At 59.7% G+C, this 21,334-nt stretch carries 18 protein-coding genes and 1 tRNA gene; 13 read left to right on the plus strand and 6 right to left on the minus strand.

Annotation, left to right across the window (positions count from 1 at the left end; genetic code table 11):
• Positions 1–333 precede the first annotated feature (333 nt).
• The 3 genes from AC1RR7_RS20465 to AC1RR7_RS20475 are packed head-to-tail and all read left to right on the plus strand — an operon-like array spanning position 334 to position 3,512.
• The gene (locus AC1RR7_RS20465; protein ID WP_025113343.1) at positions 334–1,743 is read left to right on the plus strand and encodes a circularly permuted type 2 ATP-grasp protein; all 1,410 of its coding nucleotides are present in this window, start codon (positions 334–336) and stop codon (positions 1,741–1,743) included.
• A 12-nt stretch (positions 1,744–1,755) separates the two neighbouring features.
• Positions 1,756–2,706, plus strand: a complete 951-nt coding sequence (locus AC1RR7_RS20470; RefSeq protein ID WP_096822958.1) for an alpha-E domain-containing protein — start codon at positions 1,756–1,758, stop codon at positions 2,704–2,706.
• A complete protein-coding gene (locus tag AC1RR7_RS20475; protein ID WP_085710657.1) occupies positions 2,703–3,512 on the plus strand; it encodes a transglutaminase family protein in 810 nt (269 codons plus the stop codon). Before AC1RR7_RS20470 ends, AC1RR7_RS20475 begins: the two co-directional genes overlap by 4 nt.
• Positions 3,513–3,526: 14 nt before the next feature.
• On the opposite strand, the gene AC1RR7_RS20480 is transcribed toward AC1RR7_RS20475, so the two are convergent.
• Positions 3,527–4,354, minus strand: coding sequence for a c-type cytochrome (locus AC1RR7_RS20480; protein WP_102622500.1), 828 nt, complete (start codon positions 4,352–4,354; stop codon positions 3,527–3,529).
• Between the two features lie 583 nt (positions 4,355–4,937).
• Between AC1RR7_RS20480 and AC1RR7_RS20485 the strand changes: the two genes are divergently transcribed.
• The 3 genes from AC1RR7_RS20485 (at position 4,938) to AC1RR7_RS20495 (ending at position 9,122) form a co-directional block, all read left to right on the plus strand.
• Positions 4,938–6,143, plus strand: coding sequence for an acetyl-CoA C-acetyltransferase (locus tag AC1RR7_RS20485; protein ID WP_493158280.1), 1,206 nt, complete (start codon positions 4,938–4,940; stop codon positions 6,141–6,143).
• 17 nt (positions 6,144–6,160) lie between these two features.
• Positions 6,161–8,305: a 3-hydroxyacyl-CoA dehydrogenase NAD-binding domain-containing protein gene (locus AC1RR7_RS20490; RefSeq protein WP_493158281.1), complete on the plus strand. Its 2,145-nt coding sequence runs from the start codon at positions 6,161–6,163 to the stop codon at positions 8,303–8,305.
• Positions 8,306–8,399: 94 nt separating this feature from the next.
• The gene (locus tag AC1RR7_RS20495) at positions 8,400–9,122 is read left to right on the plus strand and encodes an amidotransferase (RefSeq protein WP_102622497.1); all 723 of its coding nucleotides are present in this window, start codon (positions 8,400–8,402) and stop codon (positions 9,120–9,122) included.
• Positions 9,123–9,164: 42 nt separating this feature from the next.
• Here AC1RR7_RS20495 and AC1RR7_RS20500 read toward each other — a convergent pair whose 3' ends face one another.
• The 3 genes from AC1RR7_RS20500 to AC1RR7_RS20510 form a co-directional block, all read right to left on the minus strand.
• Positions 9,165–10,136, minus strand: coding sequence for a magnesium and cobalt transport protein CorA (locus AC1RR7_RS20500; RefSeq protein ID WP_096822963.1), 972 nt, complete (start codon positions 10,134–10,136; stop codon positions 9,165–9,167).
• 134 nt (positions 10,137–10,270) lie between these two features.
• Positions 10,271–10,993 (minus strand): 1-acylglycerol-3-phosphate O-acyltransferase, encoded by a 723-nt coding sequence (locus tag AC1RR7_RS20505; RefSeq protein ID WP_096822964.1) that lies wholly within the window; start codon positions 10,991–10,993, stop codon positions 10,271–10,273.
• Between the two features lie 216 nt (positions 10,994–11,209).
• The gene (locus tag AC1RR7_RS20510; protein ID WP_085732367.1) at positions 11,210–11,899 is read right to left on the minus strand and encodes a crotonase/enoyl-CoA hydratase family protein; all 690 of its coding nucleotides are present in this window, start codon (positions 11,897–11,899) and stop codon (positions 11,210–11,212) included.
• Positions 11,900–12,206: 307 nt separating this feature from the next.
• On the opposite strand from AC1RR7_RS20510, the gene AC1RR7_RS20515 reads away from it, so the two are divergent.
• The 3 genes from AC1RR7_RS20515 to AC1RR7_RS20525 all read left to right on the plus strand — a co-directional run bounded on the left by AC1RR7_RS20515 (position 12,207) and on the right by AC1RR7_RS20525 (position 13,731).
• A tRNA-Ser gene (locus AC1RR7_RS20515) sits at positions 12,207–12,296 on the plus strand.
• Between the two features lie 146 nt (positions 12,297–12,442).
• Entirely contained in the window at positions 12,443–13,261 is an 819-nt protein-coding gene (locus AC1RR7_RS20520; RefSeq protein WP_493158283.1) for a hypothetical protein, read from the plus strand.
• 149 nt (positions 13,262–13,410) lie between these two features.
• Positions 13,411–13,731 carry a YbjQ family protein gene (locus tag AC1RR7_RS20525; protein WP_007959944.1) on the plus strand — a complete coding sequence of 107 codons (321 nt, stop codon included), beginning with the start codon at positions 13,411–13,413 and terminating at the stop codon, positions 13,729–13,731.
• 53 nt (positions 13,732–13,784) lie between these two features.
• Here AC1RR7_RS20525 and AC1RR7_RS20530 read toward each other — a convergent pair whose 3' ends face one another.
• Positions 13,785–14,069, minus strand: coding sequence for a hypothetical protein (locus AC1RR7_RS20530; RefSeq protein ID WP_493158284.1), 285 nt, complete (start codon positions 14,067–14,069; stop codon positions 13,785–13,787).
• Between the two features lie 243 nt (positions 14,070–14,312).
• On the opposite strand from AC1RR7_RS20530, the gene AC1RR7_RS20535 reads away from it, so the two are divergent.
• The 4 genes from AC1RR7_RS20535 (at position 14,313) to AC1RR7_RS20550 (ending at position 16,038) form a co-directional block, all read left to right on the plus strand.
• On the plus strand, positions 14,313–14,501 hold the full coding sequence (locus AC1RR7_RS20535) for a hypothetical protein (RefSeq protein WP_085701198.1): 189 nt from the start codon (positions 14,313–14,315) through the stop codon (positions 14,499–14,501).
• A 312-nt stretch (positions 14,502–14,813) separates the two neighbouring features.
• On the plus strand, positions 14,814–15,182 hold the full coding sequence (locus tag AC1RR7_RS20540) for a glycine zipper domain-containing protein (RefSeq protein WP_039769955.1): 369 nt from the start codon (positions 14,814–14,816) through the stop codon (positions 15,180–15,182).
• Positions 15,183–15,318: 136 nt separating this feature from the next.
• A complete protein-coding gene (locus tag AC1RR7_RS20545) occupies positions 15,319–15,747 on the plus strand; it encodes a glycine zipper domain-containing protein (RefSeq protein ID WP_096822966.1) in 429 nt (142 codons plus the stop codon).
• A gap of 123 nt (positions 15,748–15,870) precedes the next feature.
• Entirely contained in the window at positions 15,871–16,038 is a 168-nt protein-coding gene (locus tag AC1RR7_RS20550; RefSeq protein ID WP_167443766.1) for a hypothetical protein, read from the plus strand.
• 439 nt (positions 16,039–16,477) lie between these two features.
• Here the strand turns inward: AC1RR7_RS20550 and AC1RR7_RS20555 are convergent, their stop codons facing one another.
• Positions 16,478–21,334, minus strand: coding sequence for an RHS repeat-associated core domain-containing protein (locus tag AC1RR7_RS20555; RefSeq protein ID WP_493158285.1), 4,857 nt, complete (start codon positions 21,332–21,334; stop codon positions 16,478–16,480).

Raw genomic sequence — 21,334 nt, forward strand, 5'->3', positions numbered from 1 at the left:
CGGAAGGAGAGGAAACCGGTCAGGGTTACGGCCGGTAGGGCTGCCAGGGCAAGCCGGATCAGTTGGGCTGCGCACTTCGTCAGGGACGTTTCGCAGCGGATGTGCGGATTATCCGCAGGCGGCGCCGGGCAGTGAAATCAACTCTGACTATGCTGGTGATAGGCGACTGCACTGCGTCGCAATGAGGCGGGGGCGATCAGGTTGGGGCATTTGCCGCACAGGAATGGTGCGGTGTTTGTGGCGTGAATATCCAACTGATTGAAATCAAAGCGTTTATGCCGATGGCACGGGCCTTGCGAAGGCCTGTATGTCCGGGGTGACAAGGAGTACGGCATGATCCGCACCTATTTTGATGAAATGTACGATGCCGGCGGCCAGGTCCGCCCGCATTACCGGGAGTTTGCCCGCTGGCTGGCCGATACGCCTGACGAGCTGTTGGCCCAGCGGCGACGCGAGGCCGATCTGCTGTTCCATCGTGCCGGGATCACTTTCACGCTCTACGGGGACGAGCAAGGGACAGAACGCCTGATTCCCTTCGACACCATTCCGCGCAGCATTCCCGCCAGCGAGTGGCGGATCGTCGAGCGCGGCTGCATCCAGCGCGTCAAGGCGTTGAACATGTTCCTCGCCGACCTCTATCACGAGCAGCGCATCATCAAGGCCGGGATCATTCCCGCCGAGCAGGTGCTGGCCAACGAGCAATACCAGTTGGCGATGCAGGGGCTGGATCTGCACCGCGATATCTATTCGCACATCTCTGGCGTCGATCTGGTGCGCGACGGCGACGGCACGTATTACGTGCTCGAGGACAACCTGCGCACGCCCAGCGGCGTGAGCTACATGCTCGAAGACCGCAAGATGATGATGCGCCTGTTCCCCGAGCTGTTCGCGGCCCAGCGCATCGCCCCGATCGACCATTACCCGAACCTGCTGCTCGACACCCTGAAAAGCTCAAGCCCCATCGACGACCCGAGTGTGGTGGTGCTGACGCCGGGCCGGTTCAACAGCGCGTTTTTCGAGCATGCGTTCCTGGCCCGGGAAATGGGCGTCGAGCTGGTCGAAGGTGCCGATCTGTTCGTGCGCGACGACAAGGTCTTCATGCGCACCACTGACGGCCCGAAAGCGGTGGACGTGATCTACCGCCGGCTCGACGACGCGTTCCTCGACCCGTTGGCCTTCCGCCCGGATTCGATGCTCGGCGTGCCGGGACTGTTGTCGTCGTATCGCTCCGGCAATGTGGTGCTGGCCAATGCGATCGGCACCGGCGTGGCGGACGATAAGTCGGTGTATCCGTTCGTCACCGAGATGATCCGTTTCTACCTTGATGAAGAGCCGATCCTGAAGAACGTGCCGACGTGGCAATGCCGCAATCCGTCTGAACTTTCCCATGTGCTGGCCAATCTTCCGGATCTGGTGGTCAAGGAAACCCAGGGCTCCGGCGGTTACGGAATGCTCGTGGGGCCGGCGGCGACGACAGCGGAAATCGATGCGTTCCGCGAGCGGATCAAGGCCAAGCCCCACGCGTACATCGCGCAACCGACGCTGTCGCTGTCGACCTGTCCGACCTTTGTCGAAAACGGCATTGCGCCGCGCCATATCGACCTGCGTCCGTTCGTATTGTCCGGCCGCGAAACCCGGGTTGTGCCCGGCGGTTTGACCCGTGTCGCCCTGCGTGAAGGCTCTCTGGTGGTGAATTCATCCCAGGGTGGCGGAACCAAGGACACCTGGGTGGTCGAGGATTGAAGGAAGCCTGCCATGTTAAGTAGAACTGCCTCGGATCTGTACTGGATGTCGCGTTACCTGGAGCGGGCGGAAAACCTCGCCCGCATGCTCGATGTCAGCTATTCGCTGTCGCTGATGCCGCAGGACGGCCGTGGCGATGGTCTGCACGAACTGGCGATGCCGCTGTTGATCACCGGCACGCTGGACGACTACCTGGAACGCCACGGCGAGCTGCATGCCGAGCGATTGCTGCACTTCTTCGCGCTCGACGCGGCCAACCCGGCGAGCATCTATAGCTGCCTCGGCGCGGCGCGAGCCAGCGCCCACGCGGTGCGCGGTCGGATCACCGCCGACATGTGGGAGAACATCAACGCCACTTGGCTGGAGATCCGCGGGATCGCCAACCAGGGCCTCAGCCGCTATGGCATGAGCCGTTTCTGTGAGTGGATCAAGGAACGTTCGCACCTGTTCCGCGGGGCGTCCTACGGCACCATCATGCGCAACGATGCGTTTCGTTTCATCCGGTTGGGCACGTTCATCGAGCGGGCCGACAACACTTTGCGCCTGCTAGACGCCCGCTATGAAATGGCCGGCGATCAGGCCGAAGCGGTCAGCGACGGCACCGCCCACGCCTATTACCAATGGAGTGCCTTGTTGCGGGCCTTGTCCTCGTTCGAGGCCTACACCGAAATCTACCGCGACGCGCCCGGCGCCCGGCATGTCGCCGAGCTGCTGCTGTTGCGTGCCGACGTGCCGCGCTCGCTGCGGGCCTGCACCGAGGAGATCGACCAGATCCTCGCGCAACTGCCGGGGGCCAACGGTCGTCCTGCGCAACGACTGGCGGCGGAAATGGACGCACGCCTGCGTTACACCGGCATCCACGAAATCCTCGAGGAAGGGCTGCACGCCTGGCTCACCGAGTTCATCCCGCTGGTGCGCCAGTTGGGCAACGCCATTCACAGTTCCTACCTGGAGGCCGCATGAGACTTTCCATCAGCCACGAGACCACCTATCACTACGAAGATCAGGTGCGGGCGAGCATCCAGTACCTGCGCCTGACACCTCACGACAGCGAGCGTCAGCATGTGCTGAGCTGGCAGCTCGACCTGCCGCGCCCGGTGCGCGCCCAGCTCGATCCGTTCGGCAACATTCTGCACGTGCTGACGATGGACGAACCCCACGAAGCGATCATCATCGGTGCTCGTGGGCAGGTCGATATCGACGAGTTGCGCGAGGCGGAACACGAGAGCCAGTCGGCGCTGCCATTCCTGCGCTTCACCCGCCTCACCGAGGCTGACGAGGCGCTGCGGGCGTTTGCCGAGAAGTCCTGCAAGCAACGACGCGACCGCAATGCATTGATCGACCTGATGCATGGCCTGAATCAGCACATGACCTATAAGCCTGGCTCCACCGAAGTCGACACCAGCGCCGCCGAGGCGTTTGCCGGGCGGGCGGGTGTTTGCCAGGATCACGCTCACGCGTTTCTGGCCTGCGCGCGCAGCCTCGGTGTGCCGTCGCGGTATGTGTCGGGTTATCTGTACAGCGAGGATTGCGAGCATCTGGCCAGTCACGCCTGGGCCGAGGCCTGGATCGATGACGCCTGGTACAGCTTTGACGTGACCAATGAACTGGCCCGGCCGGAGCGGCACCTGAAACTGGCGGTGGGCCTGGATTACCTCGACGCCTGCCCGGTGCGGGGCATGCGCCGGGGCGGCGGGTCAGAGCAGATGCACGCGAAAGTGCTGGTGTCGCCGACACCAGCGCCAATCATCTCGGTGCAACAGCAGTAAACGACGTAGTCGGGTTACTTGGCGGGCGCAACCTTGCGCCCGGCCATGTGCTGCAAGTACCCCACCAGTTTCTGTAGATCCGCATCCGGTAATACCTCGGCGGAAAACCCTGGCATCTTCGCTTGCGGCCACTGGCGCAAACTCTGCGGATCGCGGATGTAGCGCTTGAGGAAGTCCGCGCCGAAATACTCGGTCGGGTTGTAAGGAATATTCAAGTCCGGTCCGAATTGCGCATCCCCCGCACCATTCAGACGATGGCAGGCCAGACAGTTCTTCTGGAACAGCGCAAAACCCTGATTCACCGGGTCATCGGCCTTCAACGCAGGATCCGGCAGCAGGGCAGGGAAGCGCTCGGCCACCGGCGCCATGCGTTTGATGCTCGCCACTTCGAACGGCCATTGTTCCGGGCTGATATGGCCGGCCTGCGGATCGGTCCACACCAGATAGAACGGCCCGGCGCTGTGCTTGCCTTCCGACAGCGGCGGCCATGGGTGAGCGGGGTCTTCGATGGCCAGCCAGGCGCGGGAACCTTTGGTGTTCAGCAGCGGCGCGGCAGACAGTTCGGCGGCAAAGCCATCCAGTGCTACGGCTTGCAGGTGATCGTCCGGTTTGATGCCGGTCAGCAATGCGGCTACGGGCACGGCGCGATAGGTCATGTCCTTCTTGTAGGACACATCATTCTTGATCGTGAGGGTTTGTACCTGAGGATGCTTGAGCAATTCCTCGGTCTGCCAGTTGCGGCTGTTCGCGCCCAGCTCCAGATTCAGCTGTGCGGCAGACAGGGGCAAGCTCAGCAGCATGGCCCCAAACAGAATGAGCGTTTTCAATTGATCGCCGTCCATGTCGTGGAAGTGCGCAAAGGTTGGCACAGCCACGCTGGCCCGGGTAGCGGGCCAGTCACATTTTCAGTGGCGATGAGCAATACCTGTCGCTTGAATCAGCCGATGACCTTGGTCAGATTCGGCAAAATCAACAACAGCGTCGTGGCGAAAAGAATGAGCCCTGCTTGACGAACTTTCGGTTGTTTGAACATGGCTTGACCGCCTTTTTTGTTATTTCCTGATGCCTGCCTGCATATCCATGATGGCAAGCGCTGCACTTCCTGTTGAAGAACGCCTGCCTCGGCAAAACCCGACGACAACGACGTACATGTTCACCTTAGGGCCCGCGTCACGCTTGGCTTAGATCCATTTCATATGTATTTGCTGCTGAACGCGATTAAAAAGGCATGAGGCCCATTGCCAGCTTCTTTGCCGCCCTTTTGCTAGACAGCTCGCTGACCTGAACCGGTTAACCTGGTCGGGAATGACCGTCCGTCTGAGCGTGCGCGTCAACGTCATTGAGCGCTGTGGTCATTGAATCCGTGACCGTCCCGGCCAAGAGTGGAGGCACGAATTTCACTCACCGCACAGGTTCGAGAACGCCATGACCCAAGCTTTGATTTTCGACGCGTTACGCACGCCCCGTGGCCGGGGCAAGGCCGACGGTTCGCTGCACAGCGTCAAACCGGTGAACCTGGTGGCCGGGCTGCTGACCGCTTTGCAGGCGCGCACGGCGCTGGACACCAGCCAGGTCGATGACGTGGTGCTCGGTTGCGTCACGCCGATTGGCGATCAAGGCTCGGACATCGCGAAAACCGCCGTGCAGGTGGCCGATTGGGACGTCAGCGTTGCCGGCGTGCAGATCAACCGGTTCTGCGCCTCGGGCCTGGAAGCGGTGAACCTGGGGGCGATGAAAGTGCGCTCCGGGTTCGAAGACCTGGTGGTGGTTGGCGGTGTCGAATCCATGTCCCGCGTACCGATGGGCAGTGATGGCGGTGCCTGGGCGCTGGACCCGCAGACCAACCTGCACAGCCATTTCACCCCACAAGGCGTCGGCGCCGATCTGATCGCCACGCTTGAAGGCTTCAGTCGTCAGGACGTCGATACCTACGCGCTGCACTCGCAACAAAAAGCCGCCCGGGCTCGGGCCGACGGTTCGTTCAACAAGTCGTTGGTGCCGGTGCAGGATCAGAACGGCATCATTCTGCTCGATCACGATGAGTTCATTCGCGCCGAGTCGACCCTCGAAGGCCTGGGCAAGCTCAAGCCGAGTTTCGAAATGATCGGCCAGATGGGTTTCGATGCCACGGCGCTGCGGGTCTACAGTCATGTCGAGCGGATCAACCATGTGCACACGCCGGGCAACAGCTCGGGCATCGTCGACGGTGCGGCGCTGATGCTTATCGGTTCCGAAGCCAAGGGCCGGGCGTTGGGCCTGCAACCTCGGGCGCGGATTGTCGCCACGGCGGTCACCAGCACCGACCCGACCATCATGCTCACCGGCCCGGCGCCGGCCACTCGCAAGGCGCTGGCCAAGGCCGGGCTGCGGGTCGAAGACATCGACCTGTTTGAAGTCAACGAGGCGTTCGCCTCGGTGGTGCTGAAATTCATCAAGGACATGGCCGTCGACCCGGACAAGGTCAACGTCAATGGCGGCTCGATTGCGATGGGCCATCCGCTGGGCGCCACCGGTTGCGCGATTCTCGGCACCTTGCTCGATGAACTGGAAGCTCGGCGCCTGCGCTATGGCCTGGCGACGCTGTGCGTCGGCGGCGGCATGGGCATCGCAACCATCATCGAACGCCTCTGACCCCAAGGAATCTTGTCATGACCCAAGCCATTCGTTACGAAAAAGGCCAGGACGGCATCGTCCTCCTGACCATCGACATGCCGGGCCAGAGCGCCAACACCATGAACGCGGTGTACCGCGAGGCCATGGCCGACAGCGTCGCCCGACTGCTCGCGGAAAAAGATGACATCGCCGGCGTGATCATCACTTCGGCCAAAAAGACCTTCTTCGCCGGCGGCGACCTGAATGAACTGATCAAGGTCGGCAAGCCCGAAGCCAAGGCTTTCTACGACATGGTGCTGACGCTCAAGGGCCAATTGCGCACCCTGGAAACCCTCGGCAAACCGGTGGTCGCGGCGATCAACGGCGCGGCGCTCGGCGGAGGCTGGGAAATCTGTCTGGCCTGCCACCACCGCGTGGCGCTGGACGATGCTTCGGTGCAGCTCGGCCTGCCGGAAGTGACCCTCGGCCTGTTGCCGGGCGGCGGCGGAGTGGTGCGGATGGTACGCATGCTCGGCATCGAAAAAGCCCTGCCGTATCTGCTCGAAGGCAAGAAAGTCCGTCCGCAGCAGGCGTTGCAGGCCGGTTTGATCGATGAACTGGCGGCGGATCGCGATGAACTGCTGGCCAAGGCCCGGGCCTGGATTCTGGCCAACCCTGCGGCCGTGCAGCGTTGGGATGTGAAGGGCTATCAGATTCCCGGCGGCACACCGTCGAACCCGAAAGTCGCGCAAATGCTGGCGATTGCGCCGTCGATCCTGCGCAGCAAAACCCAGGGCACGTTGCCGGCGCCGGAGAGGATTCTCTGCGCAGCGGTGGAAGGCGCGCAGGTGGATTTCGATACCGCACACCTGATCGAGACCCGTTACTTCACCGAACTGACCACCGGCCAGATCTCGAAAAACCTGATCGGCACCTTCTGGTTCCAGCTCAATGAAATCAATGCCGGCGGTTCGCGCCCGCAGGGTTTTGCACCTTACGTGACGAAGCGCGTGGGCGTCCTCGGGGCGGGCATGATGGGCGCCGGCATCGCCTATGTCAGCGCCTCGGCCGGGATCGAGGTGGTGCTCAAGGACATCAACCTCGCTGCCGCCGAAAAGGGCAAGGCGCATTCGGCGGCGCTGCTGGACAAGAAAGTCGCTCGCGGGCAAATGTCTGCGCAGCAGCGTGAAGCGGTGCTGGCGCGGATCAAGACCACTGAAAGCGATGCCGATCTGGCGGGTTGCGATCTGATCATCGAAGCGGTGTTCGAGGACCGTCAGCTCAAGGCCAAAGTCTCGGCAGCGGCGCAACAGGTGGTCGGTGCCGACGCGGTGATCGCCTCCAATACTTCGACCTTGCCTATCACCGGCCTGGCGGCTGCGGTGCCGGATCAGAGCAAGTTCATCGGCCTGCACTTCTTCAGTCCGGTGGAAAAAATGCCGTTGGTAGAAATCATCAAAGGCGCGCAAACCAGCGATGAAACCCTCGCACGCGGGTTCGATTTCGTCCTGCAAATCAAGAAAACGCCGATCGTGGTCAACGACAGTCGCGGCTTCTTCACCTCGCGGGTGTTTGGCACCTTCACCAACGAAGGCATTGCCATGCTCGGCGAAGGCATCAGTGCGCCGATGATCGAAACCGAAGCACGCAAGGCCGGCATGCCCATCGGGCCTCTGGCGATCTCTGACGAAGTTTCCCTCAGCCTGATGAGCCATATCCGTCAGCAAACGGCCAAAGACCTGCAAGCGGAGGGGAAACCGCTGATTGAGCACCCGGCGTTCGCCGTGATTGACTTGCTGCTCAACGAATACAAGCGGCCGGGCAAGGCGGCGGGAGGCGGTTTTTACGAGTACCCGGCGGGAGGCCAGAAACACCTGTGGCCCGAGCTGAAATCCCGCTTCGAGACAGCCGACGGGCAGATTTCGCCGAAGGATGTGCGTGACCGGTTGCTGTTTGTACAGGCCATCGAAACCGTGCGCTGTGTGGAGGAGGGCGTGCTGACTTCGACGGCGGACGCCAATGTCGGCTCGATCTTTGGCATCGGTTTCGCGGCCTGGACGGGCGGCGCGTTACAGTTCATCAATCAATATGGCGTGAAGGACTTTGTCGCGCGGGCCCAGTACCTGGCTGAGCAATACGGCGAACGTTTCGCGCCGCCAGCGCTGCTGCTGGAAAAGGCTGCGAAGGGCGAGTTGTTCTAACGGGCGGGGACGCATTTCGGGGCTTGCCTTGCCGGGTGGTTTCAAGGCAGGCTCTGGGGTGTGCATTATTCCCATCACGTGTCAGGTATTTTTTATGTCGCTACGCATCTGCATTCTGGAAACCGACATCCTGCGTCCGGAACTGGTCGATCAATATCAGGGTTACGGGCAGATGTTCCAGCGCCTGTTCTCGCAACAGCCGATCGCCGCCGAGTTCACGGTATACAACGTGATGCAGGGCGACTATCCGAGTGATGACCTGACGTTCGATGCGTACCTGGTCACTGGCAGCAAGGCCGACTCGTTCGGCACCGACCCATGGATCCAGACCCTCAAGCAGTACCTGCTGACCCGCTATGAGCGTGGCGACAAACTGCTCGGCGTGTGCTTCGGCCATCAACTGCTGGCGCTGCTGCTGGGCGGCAAGAGCGAGCGCGCGACCCAGGGTTGGGGCGTCGGCATTCACAACTACAAACTGGCGGCCAAGGCACCTTGGATGAGCCCGGTGCGCGAAGAGCTGACGCTGCTGATCAGCCATCAGGATCAGGTCACGGCGTTGCCGGAGAACGCCACGGTGATCGCCTCCAGCGATTTCTGCCCGTTCGCCGCGTACCACATCAACGATCAGGTGCTGTGCTTCCAGGGGCATCCGGAATTCATTCACGATTACTCGCGGGCACTGCTGGAACTTCGCCAGGAAGCGTTGGGCGAGCAGATCTACAGCAAGGGTGTGGCCAGCCTTGAAAACGATCACCACGGCGCTACGGTGGCCGAATGGATGATGCGTTTCGTGGCGCACAAACCGAACGCCGCTTGAACCCAAACGCCCCTGTGCCGTACACGGGGGCGTTTTTTTAACCTACAGCCAGCCCGATTTCTTGAAGCTCGCCCACAGTCCCACGCAGCCCACCGTGATAAAGCTCAGTACGGCGAAATAGCCGTAGTGCCAGCTCAGCTCCGGCATGTTCTGGAAGTTCATCCCGTAGATCCCGGCGACCGCCGTCGGGAACGCCAGAATCGCTGCCCATGCCGCAAACTTGCGCTGCACCACGCTTTGGCGTGACGCCTCCAGCAACACACCGATCTCGATGGTCTGGCTCGCAATGTCGGCCAGGGTGGTCAGGTCTTCCATCTGCCGCGTGACATGGATCTGCACATCCCTGAAGTAAGGACGCATGTTCTTGTCGATGAAGGGGAAGCTCAGCTTCTGCAACTCTTCGCCGATTTCCACCATCGGCGCCGCGTAACGACGCAAGCGCAGCACATCGCGGCGCAGGCCATGAAGCTTCTGGATGTCGTGCTCGTTCAGCGCGCTACACAACACGTTGCGCTCCAGTTCATCGATCTCGGCGTGGATCGCTTCACCCACCGGCTGATAGTTTTCGATCACGAAATCCAGCAACGCATACAGTACGAAATCTTCCCCGTGCTCCAGCAACAGCGGCCGCGCCTCACAGCGCTGACGGACATGGGCGTAGGACGCCGAATGGCCGTTGCGGGCAGTGATGATGTAGCCCTTGCCGGCGAAGATGTGGGTTTCGATGAACTGCAGAATGCCGTGCTCGCGCACGGGGGAGTAGGTGACGATAAACAGGGCGTCGCCGAAGGTTTCCAGTTTTGGACGACTGTGTTTTTCCAGGGCGTCTTCGATGGCCAGTTCGTGCAGGTTGAACTGGCGTTGCAGGTTGGCCAGCTCCTGGGCGTTCGGCTCTTCGAGGCCGATCCAGACGAAGTGCCCGGTCTTGGCGGCCCAGGCGGCGCCTTCATCGAGGGAAATATTGGTGACTTTCTTACCGGCGCTGTAAACCGCAGCAGCAACAACTCGACCCATGGTGGTGGTTCACTTCTTATTGGCAGATGGCAGGGGAGACATGGCTTCAGCTTAGCCGTGTCGCTGCTTGAGAGTCAGTGAAATCTGCACAGTTCACCGGGCAAAAGAAAACCCGCACAGGGCGGGTTTCTTTTTCACGCAGCTTGAAGTTGCCGATCCATTGCATCGATGCATTCGCGCATCTGCTCGCGGCACTGGGTGATGAGCATGGGCATGTCGTCCATGGTCAGGCCGGCGGTAGGAATTGCCGGCAGCGAACGGATGAGAATTTTCCCGCTGCGCCAGCGGTTCAAGCGCATGTGCTTGATGTAGCTGCTGACACACACTGGAACGATCGGCACACCGGCGGCGATGGCCATCTGGAACGCGCCTTTCTTGAACGGCAGCAGTTCTTCACCCAGGTTGCGCGTGCCTTCCGGGAAGACCCAGATCGAGGTGTCTTTGTGCTGCAAGGTGTCGGTGGTCGTCAGCATCGACTGGCGCGCCTTGTGCGCGTTCCCACGATCGATCAACACGTTGCCGGCCAGCCAGAACAACTGTCCGAACAACGGCACCCATTTCAGACTCTTTTTGCCAATGCACACGGTCCGTCGCGGCACCACATTGCCGAACACGAACAGGTCGTAGTTGGACTGATGGTTGGCGATGATCACGCAGCTGTCAGGCTTGCTCATCAGCTGACCGACGTCGGCCTTCACTCGCAGGCGCAGGATGCACATGGCCGGCAGTGCGTACAGTCGGGCGCACAGACGACTGTTGTCCGGATTGAATGGTCGGCACAGCCCGAGGATCACCCCGAGCACACCCGCCAGAATAAAGTGCAGGCCCATCAATAACATACGAAACACAAACAGCATTTTCAGGCCCTACCGGGACAAAAGGTGGCGCAGTGTACGGATGTGCACTGTTTTCGGCAATTGCCGCTATAGAGTCAGGAGATGGGCGATGTTTAAGCGCATGTTTCCGACTTGTCGGTCAGAGGCGTCCTAGAGCAGCTGCGGAGTTTTGAAACGTGCGTGCAAGAAAAAGCCCGACACGACGGTCGGGCTTTTCTATAAAGGAGCGAACCGGGTTCAGCCCAGGTGTTCCTGATCCTGAATGATCGCGTTGTCCAGGGTTTCCAACAGCGCTTTGCGTACTTTCAACTTGGTGTTCTTGTGCGCGGTCATGTTGATCTTCTTCAACTGACGCGCAGCGGCGAGGGCGGCACCTTGCAGCTCTTCGGCCGAAACCACCTTGTCGAGGAAACCGGCATCCACAGCACTTTGTGGATCAAACATTTCGCCATTGATCACCGAGCGATGAAACGCCGAGCGGCGCAGGCGATCACGGGCCAGCTCGATGCCGGCGTGGTGCATGGTCATGCCGATCTGCACTTCGTTCAGACCAATGCTGAACGGACCGTCGACGCCGATCCGGTAATCGGCGGACAGTAGAATGAACGCGCCTTTGGCCACGGCATGACCCGGGCAGGCAACGATCACCGGGAACGGGTGCGACAGCAGACGACGAGCCAGAGTCGAACCGGCGGTCACCAGCGACACGGCTTCTTTAGGGCCGGCGGTCATCACCTTCAAGTCGTAGCCGCCGGAGAGAATGCCCGGCTGGCCAGTAATGATCACAATGGCGCGATCCGCCACCGCCTGATCCAGCGCCGCGTTGAAGGCCGCGATCACGTCCGGGGAAATGGCGTTGACCTTGCCGTTGCTCAGGGTCAGGGTCGCGATACCGTCTTCGAGGTGGTAGGCAATCAGGTCGCTCATGGCGCAATTCCTTATAAGAAAGATGGGCAGACGTTACCCACCGTCGCCGGTCAGGTAAAGCACTGTGACTGACCCGCCGGTCACCCTCGACCGGCTGATGCACCGCAACGCGCCCCGCGGCAAACGCCTCTACGCCTATATAGAAGGGCCGAGCCCACCCGAGATTGGCCGGATCGCCATGGCCCATCGGCAGCAGAAACGACTTTTTCTCTTAACCGCATGAAAATTCTGAAAAAAAGTTTGCCATCAGAAAAGCTTTCGACTACATTAACGCGCCTCGACAGACAGAACATGTTTGAAGAGATACGGTGAAGTGTCCGAGTGGCTTAAGGAGCACGCCTGGAAAGTGTGTATACAGGAAACTGTATCGAGAGTTCGAATCTCTCCTTCACCGCCACATTCAGTAAACACAAACCCCTGATTTTCCTAGAGAAAGTCGGGGGTTTGTGGTTTTTGGCGTCTGGAAAAAGGCGATATGGGAACAGTATGGGACTGGCGCACCATTTCGCTGAGTAAAAAGCAGGCGCGGCTTTTGAGTTTCCAATGAATGTGGGTGAAATTCCCGCGTATCGTCAGTTCCCTTTGGTTATGTTTCTGCGCGATAGTGGCGTTTTGTTATCGACTTCAGGAAACGCTACTTGCCTGGAAGGTCATCGGCAGTTCAACGCAGGAAGCGCAGTGAAGACAATAGTCACGATGGTTCTATTTTTGGGGTTGTGTGGCTGCGGCTCCGACTCTCGCAGTTCTGCGCCGACACTCTGGACAGACGGCATCATGCTCGAGCAGAAGAAGGTTGTCGTCGATGATCAGCACGCCAAAGTGATCATGCAGGCATCAGGCGATACGGCCAATCCGGTAGATTTTGAAGTGATCCGAGGTAATGACCCGGACAGGCGTCCTGATCATTTGGGGACGGTAGTCAAACCGTTTCGCAATAAAGTCGGCGAATGGTTCAGCCGTCTCGACAGCGCGGTCTCCAAGCGTTTTCCCCAATTGGAAATGCAGGCCGATGCTGGCCAGATTCTGCAAGTGGGCGGCTCATCGACGATCAGCAGTCAGGTTCCGGCACCGGGCTATCGGACTCTTTATAACGAAGACTATGTATTCAACCCGTCGAAGAACAAGTATGAGAAAAAGCTAACCGCCAATCCGACCGTCCCGTCGTCTTACTCCTGTGGGCCGATCACAAGTGCCTTTATTCCCGAGAAACAAAAGGTCTATCTGGCGGAGTTTGTCTTCGTGGATCGGGGGGACGGTTGTGAACTGCAGCTCTATGACATCACGCAACCCGAACTGCGTATCCCCGTCGTTGCCATCAAAGGCACGCAGCCCTCGTCCGCCAGGTCGTTCCGTTACCCATAAGTTCATAAACAAACCCCCCGGTTTCGCAAGAAGCCAGGGGGCTTGTGCATTCTGGTGTCCGGATTTCTTTGGTCACAGAGATGGGTTCGGCTTCATTTTGCCGGGGCGGTACAATCGCGGTTTTATCTGTATGTAAAAGGACGACTTCCATGATCATTTCCACTACCCACTCCATCGAAGGCCGGCAGATCACGGCGTATCTGGACATTGTCAGTGCCGAGTCGGTGCAGGGCGTGAATGTGATTCGCGATATGTTCGCCGGGATGCGGGACTTTTTTGGCGGGCGTTCGCAGACGCTGGAGCGGGCGTTGAAGGAGGCGCGTGTTCAGGCGACTGACGAGATCAAGGAGCGGGCGCGGGCCTTGCAGGCGGATGCGGTGGTCGGGGTGGATTTCGAGATCAGCATGCCGGCGGGGAAGGGCGGTATGGTTGTGGTGTTCGCGACCGGCACAGCGGTCAAGTTGCGCTGAGCATCGGTTTCCGCTTGTGAGCCCATTCAAGTGAATGGGCTCGTTGCTGACAATCAGCCCTGCGGCTTGAGCAGGACGGTGCCTTTCGAGTCGTAGGTCAGTGGAGTGTCGATCGCGACGAGTGGAGTGCCGGTGGACTGGCCAGGCTGAATCGGGTCTGGATAATAGATGACGCCAGGTTTGCCAGGCTGCACCGGACTAGGTCCGTCCAGCGGCTTGATGACGATCTCACCTGAGGCAAGCTTCTCCTTGAATTTTTCCGCCGCGGCTTTACCGGCGGCGATCTGCTCGTCCGTGAGCTTTACAACAGGCATCGGTGGGAATCCTTTGATTTCCATGTTCTCTCCTTGAGATTCATTGCGTAGGAAAAAGGGCAACGGCCAGTCATCGAGAATCTTTAGCTCTGTGGGACCAGCGGTTCATCTTCGCGCCGAGCTTTTTGTAGGCCATTCGTCGGGCTCTGGGCGATCTGAATCACAAGTCCAGGAATGACCGGCTAGTCTCAAAAGCCTTGGAGGTCGATATTTTTTCAGGCAAAAGGGTCTTGCCGGTATCGACCCGCTTTTGAAAGGGGTGAAGAGATGACTGATCCGTACATCGAAGACGACGGGGCTGAATTTCCATTCAACAATTGCGTGCGCTGTGGCCAGACCGAGTACCAGGCGGGCTTTGGCGAAGATCCGGTGCAGACCGGCAAGATCAAGTCGACAGCACCCAAGGGGCCGAAAGCGAAATTTCTGCCCAAGGTGACGACACGTTCCAGGAAGTAATCCGGATGCGAAAGAACCCCGCCAATGAGCGGGGTTTTTTATCCGTGTTTTTCAGAAAGAAACGTCCTACAGAAATTGCGGATTCGTCTGGTTTCTTTCACAAACTTTTCACACCGGTCTACGTAGGGTGAAGCCATCCGTTAGAAAGCAAGTCTCCAGCCCGTCTCCCCAGCGGGCTTTTTTTTGCCTGCCATAAAACCTTTTCCATAATCGCTGTCCAATCGGCGCCAAGTGCGTTGCGACGCTGGACTTTACCGCGGCAACAGCATTCAATCTGCGCCCTTTTTTCTTCCTTCTGTTGAGGTTTTCGTCATGCGTTTAACTCTGCCTGCTCTGGTTCTGGGGCTTCTGGTTGCTCAAGGTGCAATGGCTGGCGACGGTACCGCCGCACTGGGTGGCGGTCTGGGGGGCGCGTTGGGTAATGTGGTCGGCCAGAAAATGGGCGGCAGCACCGGTGCAGCGATTGGTGCTGGTGTAGCGGGTGCGGCCGGTAGTGCATTGGCTGCCAAGAAAGGTGCCCGTACCAAAGCGGCCATTGGCGGCGGTGTCGGCGCGGCAGGTGGTTCGGTGATCGGTAACAGCCTGGGCGGCAAGACTGGCGCAACCATCGGTGCCGGCCTGGGTGGCGCAGCTGGCGGCGCGGTAGGCAGCAATCTGTCCAAAGGTCACAAGCGTCACTGATTGCGAATGCATGTCTGAAAAGGCCCGGCTTGATGCCGGGCCTTTTCGTTGCTGAACGTTTTCCCTGAATGCGCCTCCAATCTCACATAGCCCCTCTCCGGGCATACCGTCCCGATCCGGGACCTGTGAGGTCTGTATGCGCTCGACTTTAACTGCAACTGCGTTGGTTATTGGACTGCTCGTGGCTCAAGGCGCCATGGCTGCCGGCGATGGTTCCGCGGCTGTCGGTGGTGGGCTGGGCGGTGTGCTGGGTAATGTGGTCGGCGGTCAGCTCGGCGGCAGCACCGGTGCGGCGGTTGGTGCTGGCGTGGGCGGTGCGGCCGGCAGTGCCGTCGGGGCGAACAAGCGCAATCGTACGGAAGCCGCGATTGGCGGTGGTCTCGGCGCCGCTGGTGGCTCAGTGCTCGGCAACAGCCTCGGCGGCTCCACCGGTTCGGCCATCGGCGCAGGATTGGGTGGCGCAGCGGGTGGCGCGGTCGGCAACAACCTGGGTGACGATGGTGGTAGATCGCACTCTGGGGGCGGCCATAAGCACAAGTACAAACACAAGAATCGTCATCATTGAGTGACCGCTTCTACATAAACCCGGCTTGATGCCGGGTTTTTTGTGCCTGCGTGTCAGGCGCAGGAACGATTAGCGACCATACTTTTCGAACGTCGTATACGAATGCGATTGACGAGGTGCGCCATGACTCCCGAAACCGAAGGCAAGGAAGAAAAAGGTCCGAGTGGATTGCCGTTTATCAATGATCCGGGGAATGAAGATCCGGGGTCGTTGATGGATGACGCGACGGTTCCGCTTTGGGAGGGTGAGGGAGAGGAGCTTGAGTATGAGGATTTTGATGATGATGAGTGATTTGATTTTTATAAATTATTAGGGCCTGGATTTCAGGCCCTATGGTTAATGATTTTTTAGGACTTTATCCATTCAAGGTAAAAGGATCGTTGTTTTTCTGGATCGTTGGTTAGATTTTGATCTTCGTAGTCAAAAATAAACACAATATCCTCTAGGTTGGACTCTTTCCCAATTGTGAGTTCGTAAGCCTTTAGTCCGAGTGACATTTGTGATGACATGCTTGAGGTGTGGACGTTTAGTTTTGATCCTTTGCAGAAAAATGTAATTTCTGGGTTGTCTTTTCGTAGTGAACCAAAACATTTGTAGAAGTCGCTACCCACGTATGTTTTGCAGTCGTTATCTTCGAGATTTAAAGTTATGGTTTTCGCCTCGCTATTGCATATTAGCTCTGCGTGTTTTTTTTCATTATGAACGCCTATGCATATGGTAAACCGCGAAATCATTTGTCTATTATCCTGTAAGGGTTGGGAATCGAATAACCGAACTCTCTGCCGTCGTCAATGATAAGAGTAGCTCCCAGAATGTCTTCCCTTTTGATTTCTTTTGGGATAGCAACCTCTTGCTCCCTCCCAAACCTATAAGCCGATCCCAGCTCATTTTTTAGATCATGTCCTGGGATCATTTTAAGTGTGTAAAGAAATCCAGGTGTTGTGAAGCTGGATGTCGCAAATTCTTTGCCCATATCCCTAGATAGCGATGTGCTAATGAAGTTGCTGGGAGGGTAGTCACTATCAATTGAGTGAAGTAGCAAATCATTACTGTCTCCCTTGCTTTTAAATCCGTTTTCAAAAACTTGTGTAGGATCTTTTTGGTCTCCACGGTACAAGTACCTACGCTGTATTTGTGGGGCTGGAACGTTAAGGGGGAGTTCGCCGCCTTGAATTGTTTTTGTCGGATCATCTTGTTCAAATGATGGTTCGTTACACCCGTCACCTCCTGGACAATTACTCAACCCCAACGGATCCACCCACCCCGTCGGATTCGGCACGTACCGGTACTGATTCAACCCACCCGCCAGCTTCACCGGATCCGGCGTCAGGTACCGCCCCACCTCCGGGTCGTAGTACCGATGCCGGTTGTAATACAGCCCGCTTTCTTCATCGAAATACTGCCCCTGAAAGCGCAGCGGCTGGTTGAGGTAATCCTCGGTCGCCAGCGCCAGCGAAGTGACCTTGCCGTAGGCGCTGTACTTGGCCGACCAGACGATGTCGCCGCTGTAGTCGGTCAGTTCCTGCGGGGTACCGAGGTGGTCGAGCTGGTAGTAGAACGGGCAGGCGCGTTTCGGGCCTTTGCCGTCGAGCATCGCGAGGGGGCGGAAGGTGCCGGGTTCGTAGATGAAGCTGCGGTGCTGAGTCGGGCTGCTTTCGGCGATCAGGTGGTCGCCTTGCCAGAAGAACTCGGTGCTCTGGCCGTCGACGGTTTTGCGGATGCGGCGGCCGAAGGCGTCGTATTGGTAGGTCGCGGTGGTGCCGTCCGGGCGGGTCAGGCCGATCAGGCGGTGCTGGCTGTCGTAGCGGTATTCGGTGACGAGTTGTTGGGCGCGGCCGCGGCGTTCGCGGATCAGGTTGCCGAAGGCGTCGTAGTCGTAATGACGGTCGCCCTGCATCAGCAGGCGGTTGCCTTTGATGCTGGTCGGGCCTGAACGGTCCTGTAGCAGGTTGCCGGCGGGGTCGTGGGCGAAGTTTTCCGGCACGTCATCACGGGTGTGGCGCACGCTGGCCAGACGGTCGAGTGCGTCGTAGTAGTAACGGCGTTGACCGTGACGGCTGTCGGCGATAGACGCCAGGTTGCCGTTGACCGCGTAGCTGTAGTGACGCAGGTACAGTGCTCGGTCATGTTGATGAACCGAATGCACTCGCAAACGGCCCTGTTCGTCGTAGGCATATTCGCTGAGCAGCAGACCCTGCTGGCGCTGCTGTTCGCGACCGGACTGGTAGACATGACGGGTGAGCAAGGCGCCGTTGAGGTCGATCGCGGTCAGCGCGCCGCCCTTGGCGTAGTGGTAATCGAGCTTGCTGTTGTCCGGCAGGCGCATGCGGCTGAGCTGGCCGCAGGCGTCGTAGGTGTAACGCAGGGTGCCCCAGCCCTGGTGCTCGCGGACCAGTCGGTCCTGCAGGTCGTACTCGAAGGCCAGCGGATGGCCCTGGCAGTCATCGACCCCGGTCAGCCGACCTAGGCGGTCATACCGATAGCTGACTTCAACCCCGTCCGGCAGGGTCTTGAGCAGCAGACGCCCGGCGCTGTCGCGCTCATAAGTGGTGACCAACGTGGTGCCGTCGTCACCAAACTCGGTCTTTTCCAGCAGATGGCCGTTGCGGTCGTAGGCATAGGCGGTGCGCCGACCATCGAAGCCGGTTTCCTGTCGGATCAGTCCGGTGGGCGTGTAGTCCAGAAGATACTTGTCGCCCGACTCGTTCTCGATTTCCGTCAGCAACAGCTGCGTATGGTCGTAGCGGTACTGCAGCCGCGTGCCGTCAGGGTTGATCCGCCGGCTGACCAGGTGCAGGTCGTCGTCATACTCGTAGCGGGTGATTCGCCCCAGCTCATCGCGCTCGGCGGTGATCTGGCCGTAGGCGCTGTAGGACCAGGCCCGCGTCGCCTCGGTTGGAAGCGTCGTCTGGATCAGTCGGCCAACGGCGTCCCAGGCGTGACGGGTAACCGCGCCGTGTTCATCCTGCGCAGTAATCCGCCGCCCCAACGCATCGTAGGAAAACTTCCGCACCCCACCGTCGGGCAGGCTTTCCTCGACCAGTTGCCCAAGGTCGTTCCACACGAACACGTGCCGGCCGGAGTCCGGATAACGGATCGACAGCAACCGTCCTTGCGGGTCGTAGTGGTAATGGGTGACATGGCCGTCGGGATCGACCGCTTCGGTGACGTCACCCTGAGCATTGCGCCGGTATGTCCAGATGGCGTCACCGCGCGAACGGCTGTGCAGGAAACCGTGGCGGTATTCGTAGGACGTCGGCGCATCGTCCGGCGGAATCAGCGCGATCAGCCGTCCGACCTCGTCGTAGCGGTATTCGGTGACCGCCCCCAGCGCATCCTGCTCGGCGACCAAGCGGCCCTGCGCATCGTAGGCCTTGAGCTGCTCGCCACCGTCAGCGGCGACCTGACGCACCAGCCGCGCCGTGTCGTCGTGGACGTAAACCTCTTCGCGACCGTCGACGTACTGCACGGTAACGCTGCCGGCGTCGTCCCAGACGTAGCGCGTATCCATCTGCGAAAACGACGCCCAGTGCCGCACGCAACGTGCCGCCTTGCCGGCACGCTCCCACTCCCAGAAGAAACTCGCGCCGCCGCTCAGTTGCCGCTGCAGGATGACGTGCTGGTCGTCGTAGTCGTAACGCTCGCACTCACCGACGGCGTTCGACGCTTCGATCAACCGGTGGCGGGCATCAAAGCGGTAGCTGACCAGCGTCTGCTCGGTGCGCCAGGCCGCATCGCGCCAGACTTGATAATCGACCGCCACCAGATGTGCCCGGTCGTAGCGCAGCAACAAGGACCGACCGGCCCCGTTATCCAGTCGCTGAATCCGGTCGGAAAGATCCCGATGCACCGTCAGGCGATTGCCGTACGCATCGCTGACAACCGTCAGACGCCCGCCCCGAAAGTAATAAAACCGCGCCGCCTCACCCGCCAGCGCAACGATCAGTTCCTCCGGCTCATCCCCAAGAAAGATCGCCGCCCGCGACAGACTGTTGTGAATCGCCGGCCGCTCGACACTCGGCAACGGAAACCGCGTGCGCCGGTTTTCGTGATCGATCCAGACCAGGCCATCGCCCTCGACCTCCAGCCGATGCGCCAGCGAATGGCTCCAGCCAAACCCCAGCCCGACATCGATTTCCGCCGCACTGGTGCGATACAGCCGGCTGAACTCGAACGGCAGCACCCCGTCGAGCACGCCATCAGTCAGGGTCAGCAGCTCTTCGCCAGTGACCATCGACACCGGACAACCGTTGGTGCAGGTCCTGGGCACACAGTCGGCACTGTCACCGTTGGGATTCTTCGCCTGAGCCGAAGCATCGTCGCGAGGCTCATGCCGCTCCATTCGCGTCGTGCCGTGGGACTTGTTACGTGCAATGGCCGCCGGATTGGGCACCGTCAGTACCAGCGCATCCGCCGTGCGAATCTCCAGCGGAATGGCAGGTGTCGGCCGCAGCGGTGCCGGACGTGCATTGATCATCAGCGGTTTCAAAGCGCTCGCATGCCGGGTCAGATCGGGCGCCGAAGTCAGCTCCGCCAACCGTAACGCCGACGCCGCCAGCCACTCCCGGGCACGCGGCGACTTGACCTTGCCAAGTACCTTGGCACTCAAGCGCAGCGGCACACCCATGCCACCCGACACGCACATCAGCAGAAAACTGACCAGCAACTCGGCCCGAACTTCAGCCACCACCTCGGCCAGATACTGCGGGGGCAACATCTTCAGCCAACTGGTGAAGGCCGCCAGATGGATGAACAGCAGCGGCTCGTCGCTGAGCATCAGCAAGCCATTGGCGATGGCCTCGGAAGAGGCCTCGAGCAAGGTTTCCAGCTCGACGCTGGACAGGTACTGCAGAAGTTTTTCGCTGTTGGCCTGCCAGTCGGCGAGCAGGGCGAACAGTTGCTTCACGTCATCCCAGACACCGTTCAGGGCCGTTTCGAAACCGCGCCAGTCAGCCTGTTGCAACTGCCCGTAACGCTCGGTGAAACCGGCGCTGGAAAACTCCGTCCACTGCGGTTGAAACCCTTTCCATTCCTCACGTAGCCAGCCTTCCAGACCATCGATAAGGCCCTGATACGAGGCGTACAGCGTCTGGACATGCGAACTGGAAACATCGGGAAAGAAGGTGATGCGATAACGCTGGCCCCGGTCGCAATCGTCGATCTTGAGAATGCCGCTGGGGCCAATGGTGTAGTGCCGTGGTTCGCCAAAACCCAGAATGCCGTCGACATCGGAAATGACTGGTTCAAGGACCACCGGCGTGTCACCGATCGGAACGAAGCGCGCGGCTTCGAACATGTGCACCAGCGTCAGGGAGCCAGTGGCGGAACACATGGCCACGGAGGAACTGATGGGTTTTCGGCTGGCAACCGGTGCACTGAGCCGAACATCGTTGCCGACCTCGAACACCTGGTCGACATCCAGCGCTGTTCCTGTCCAGAACTGCTCCGCCCAGCCTTCATAGTCGTTGAGGCAGAGGCGGAACTCCTGAAACAGCGTTTCGACGTCGGGCTGGTCAGGGTTCAGCGCAGCGACCACCAGCAAACCAATGCTGTTGTTCAGGTACAGGAGCCGATCGGATGGAAGCAT

The sequence above is a fragment of the Pseudomonas sp. GW821-FHT11G12 genome, from assembly GCF_058808055.1.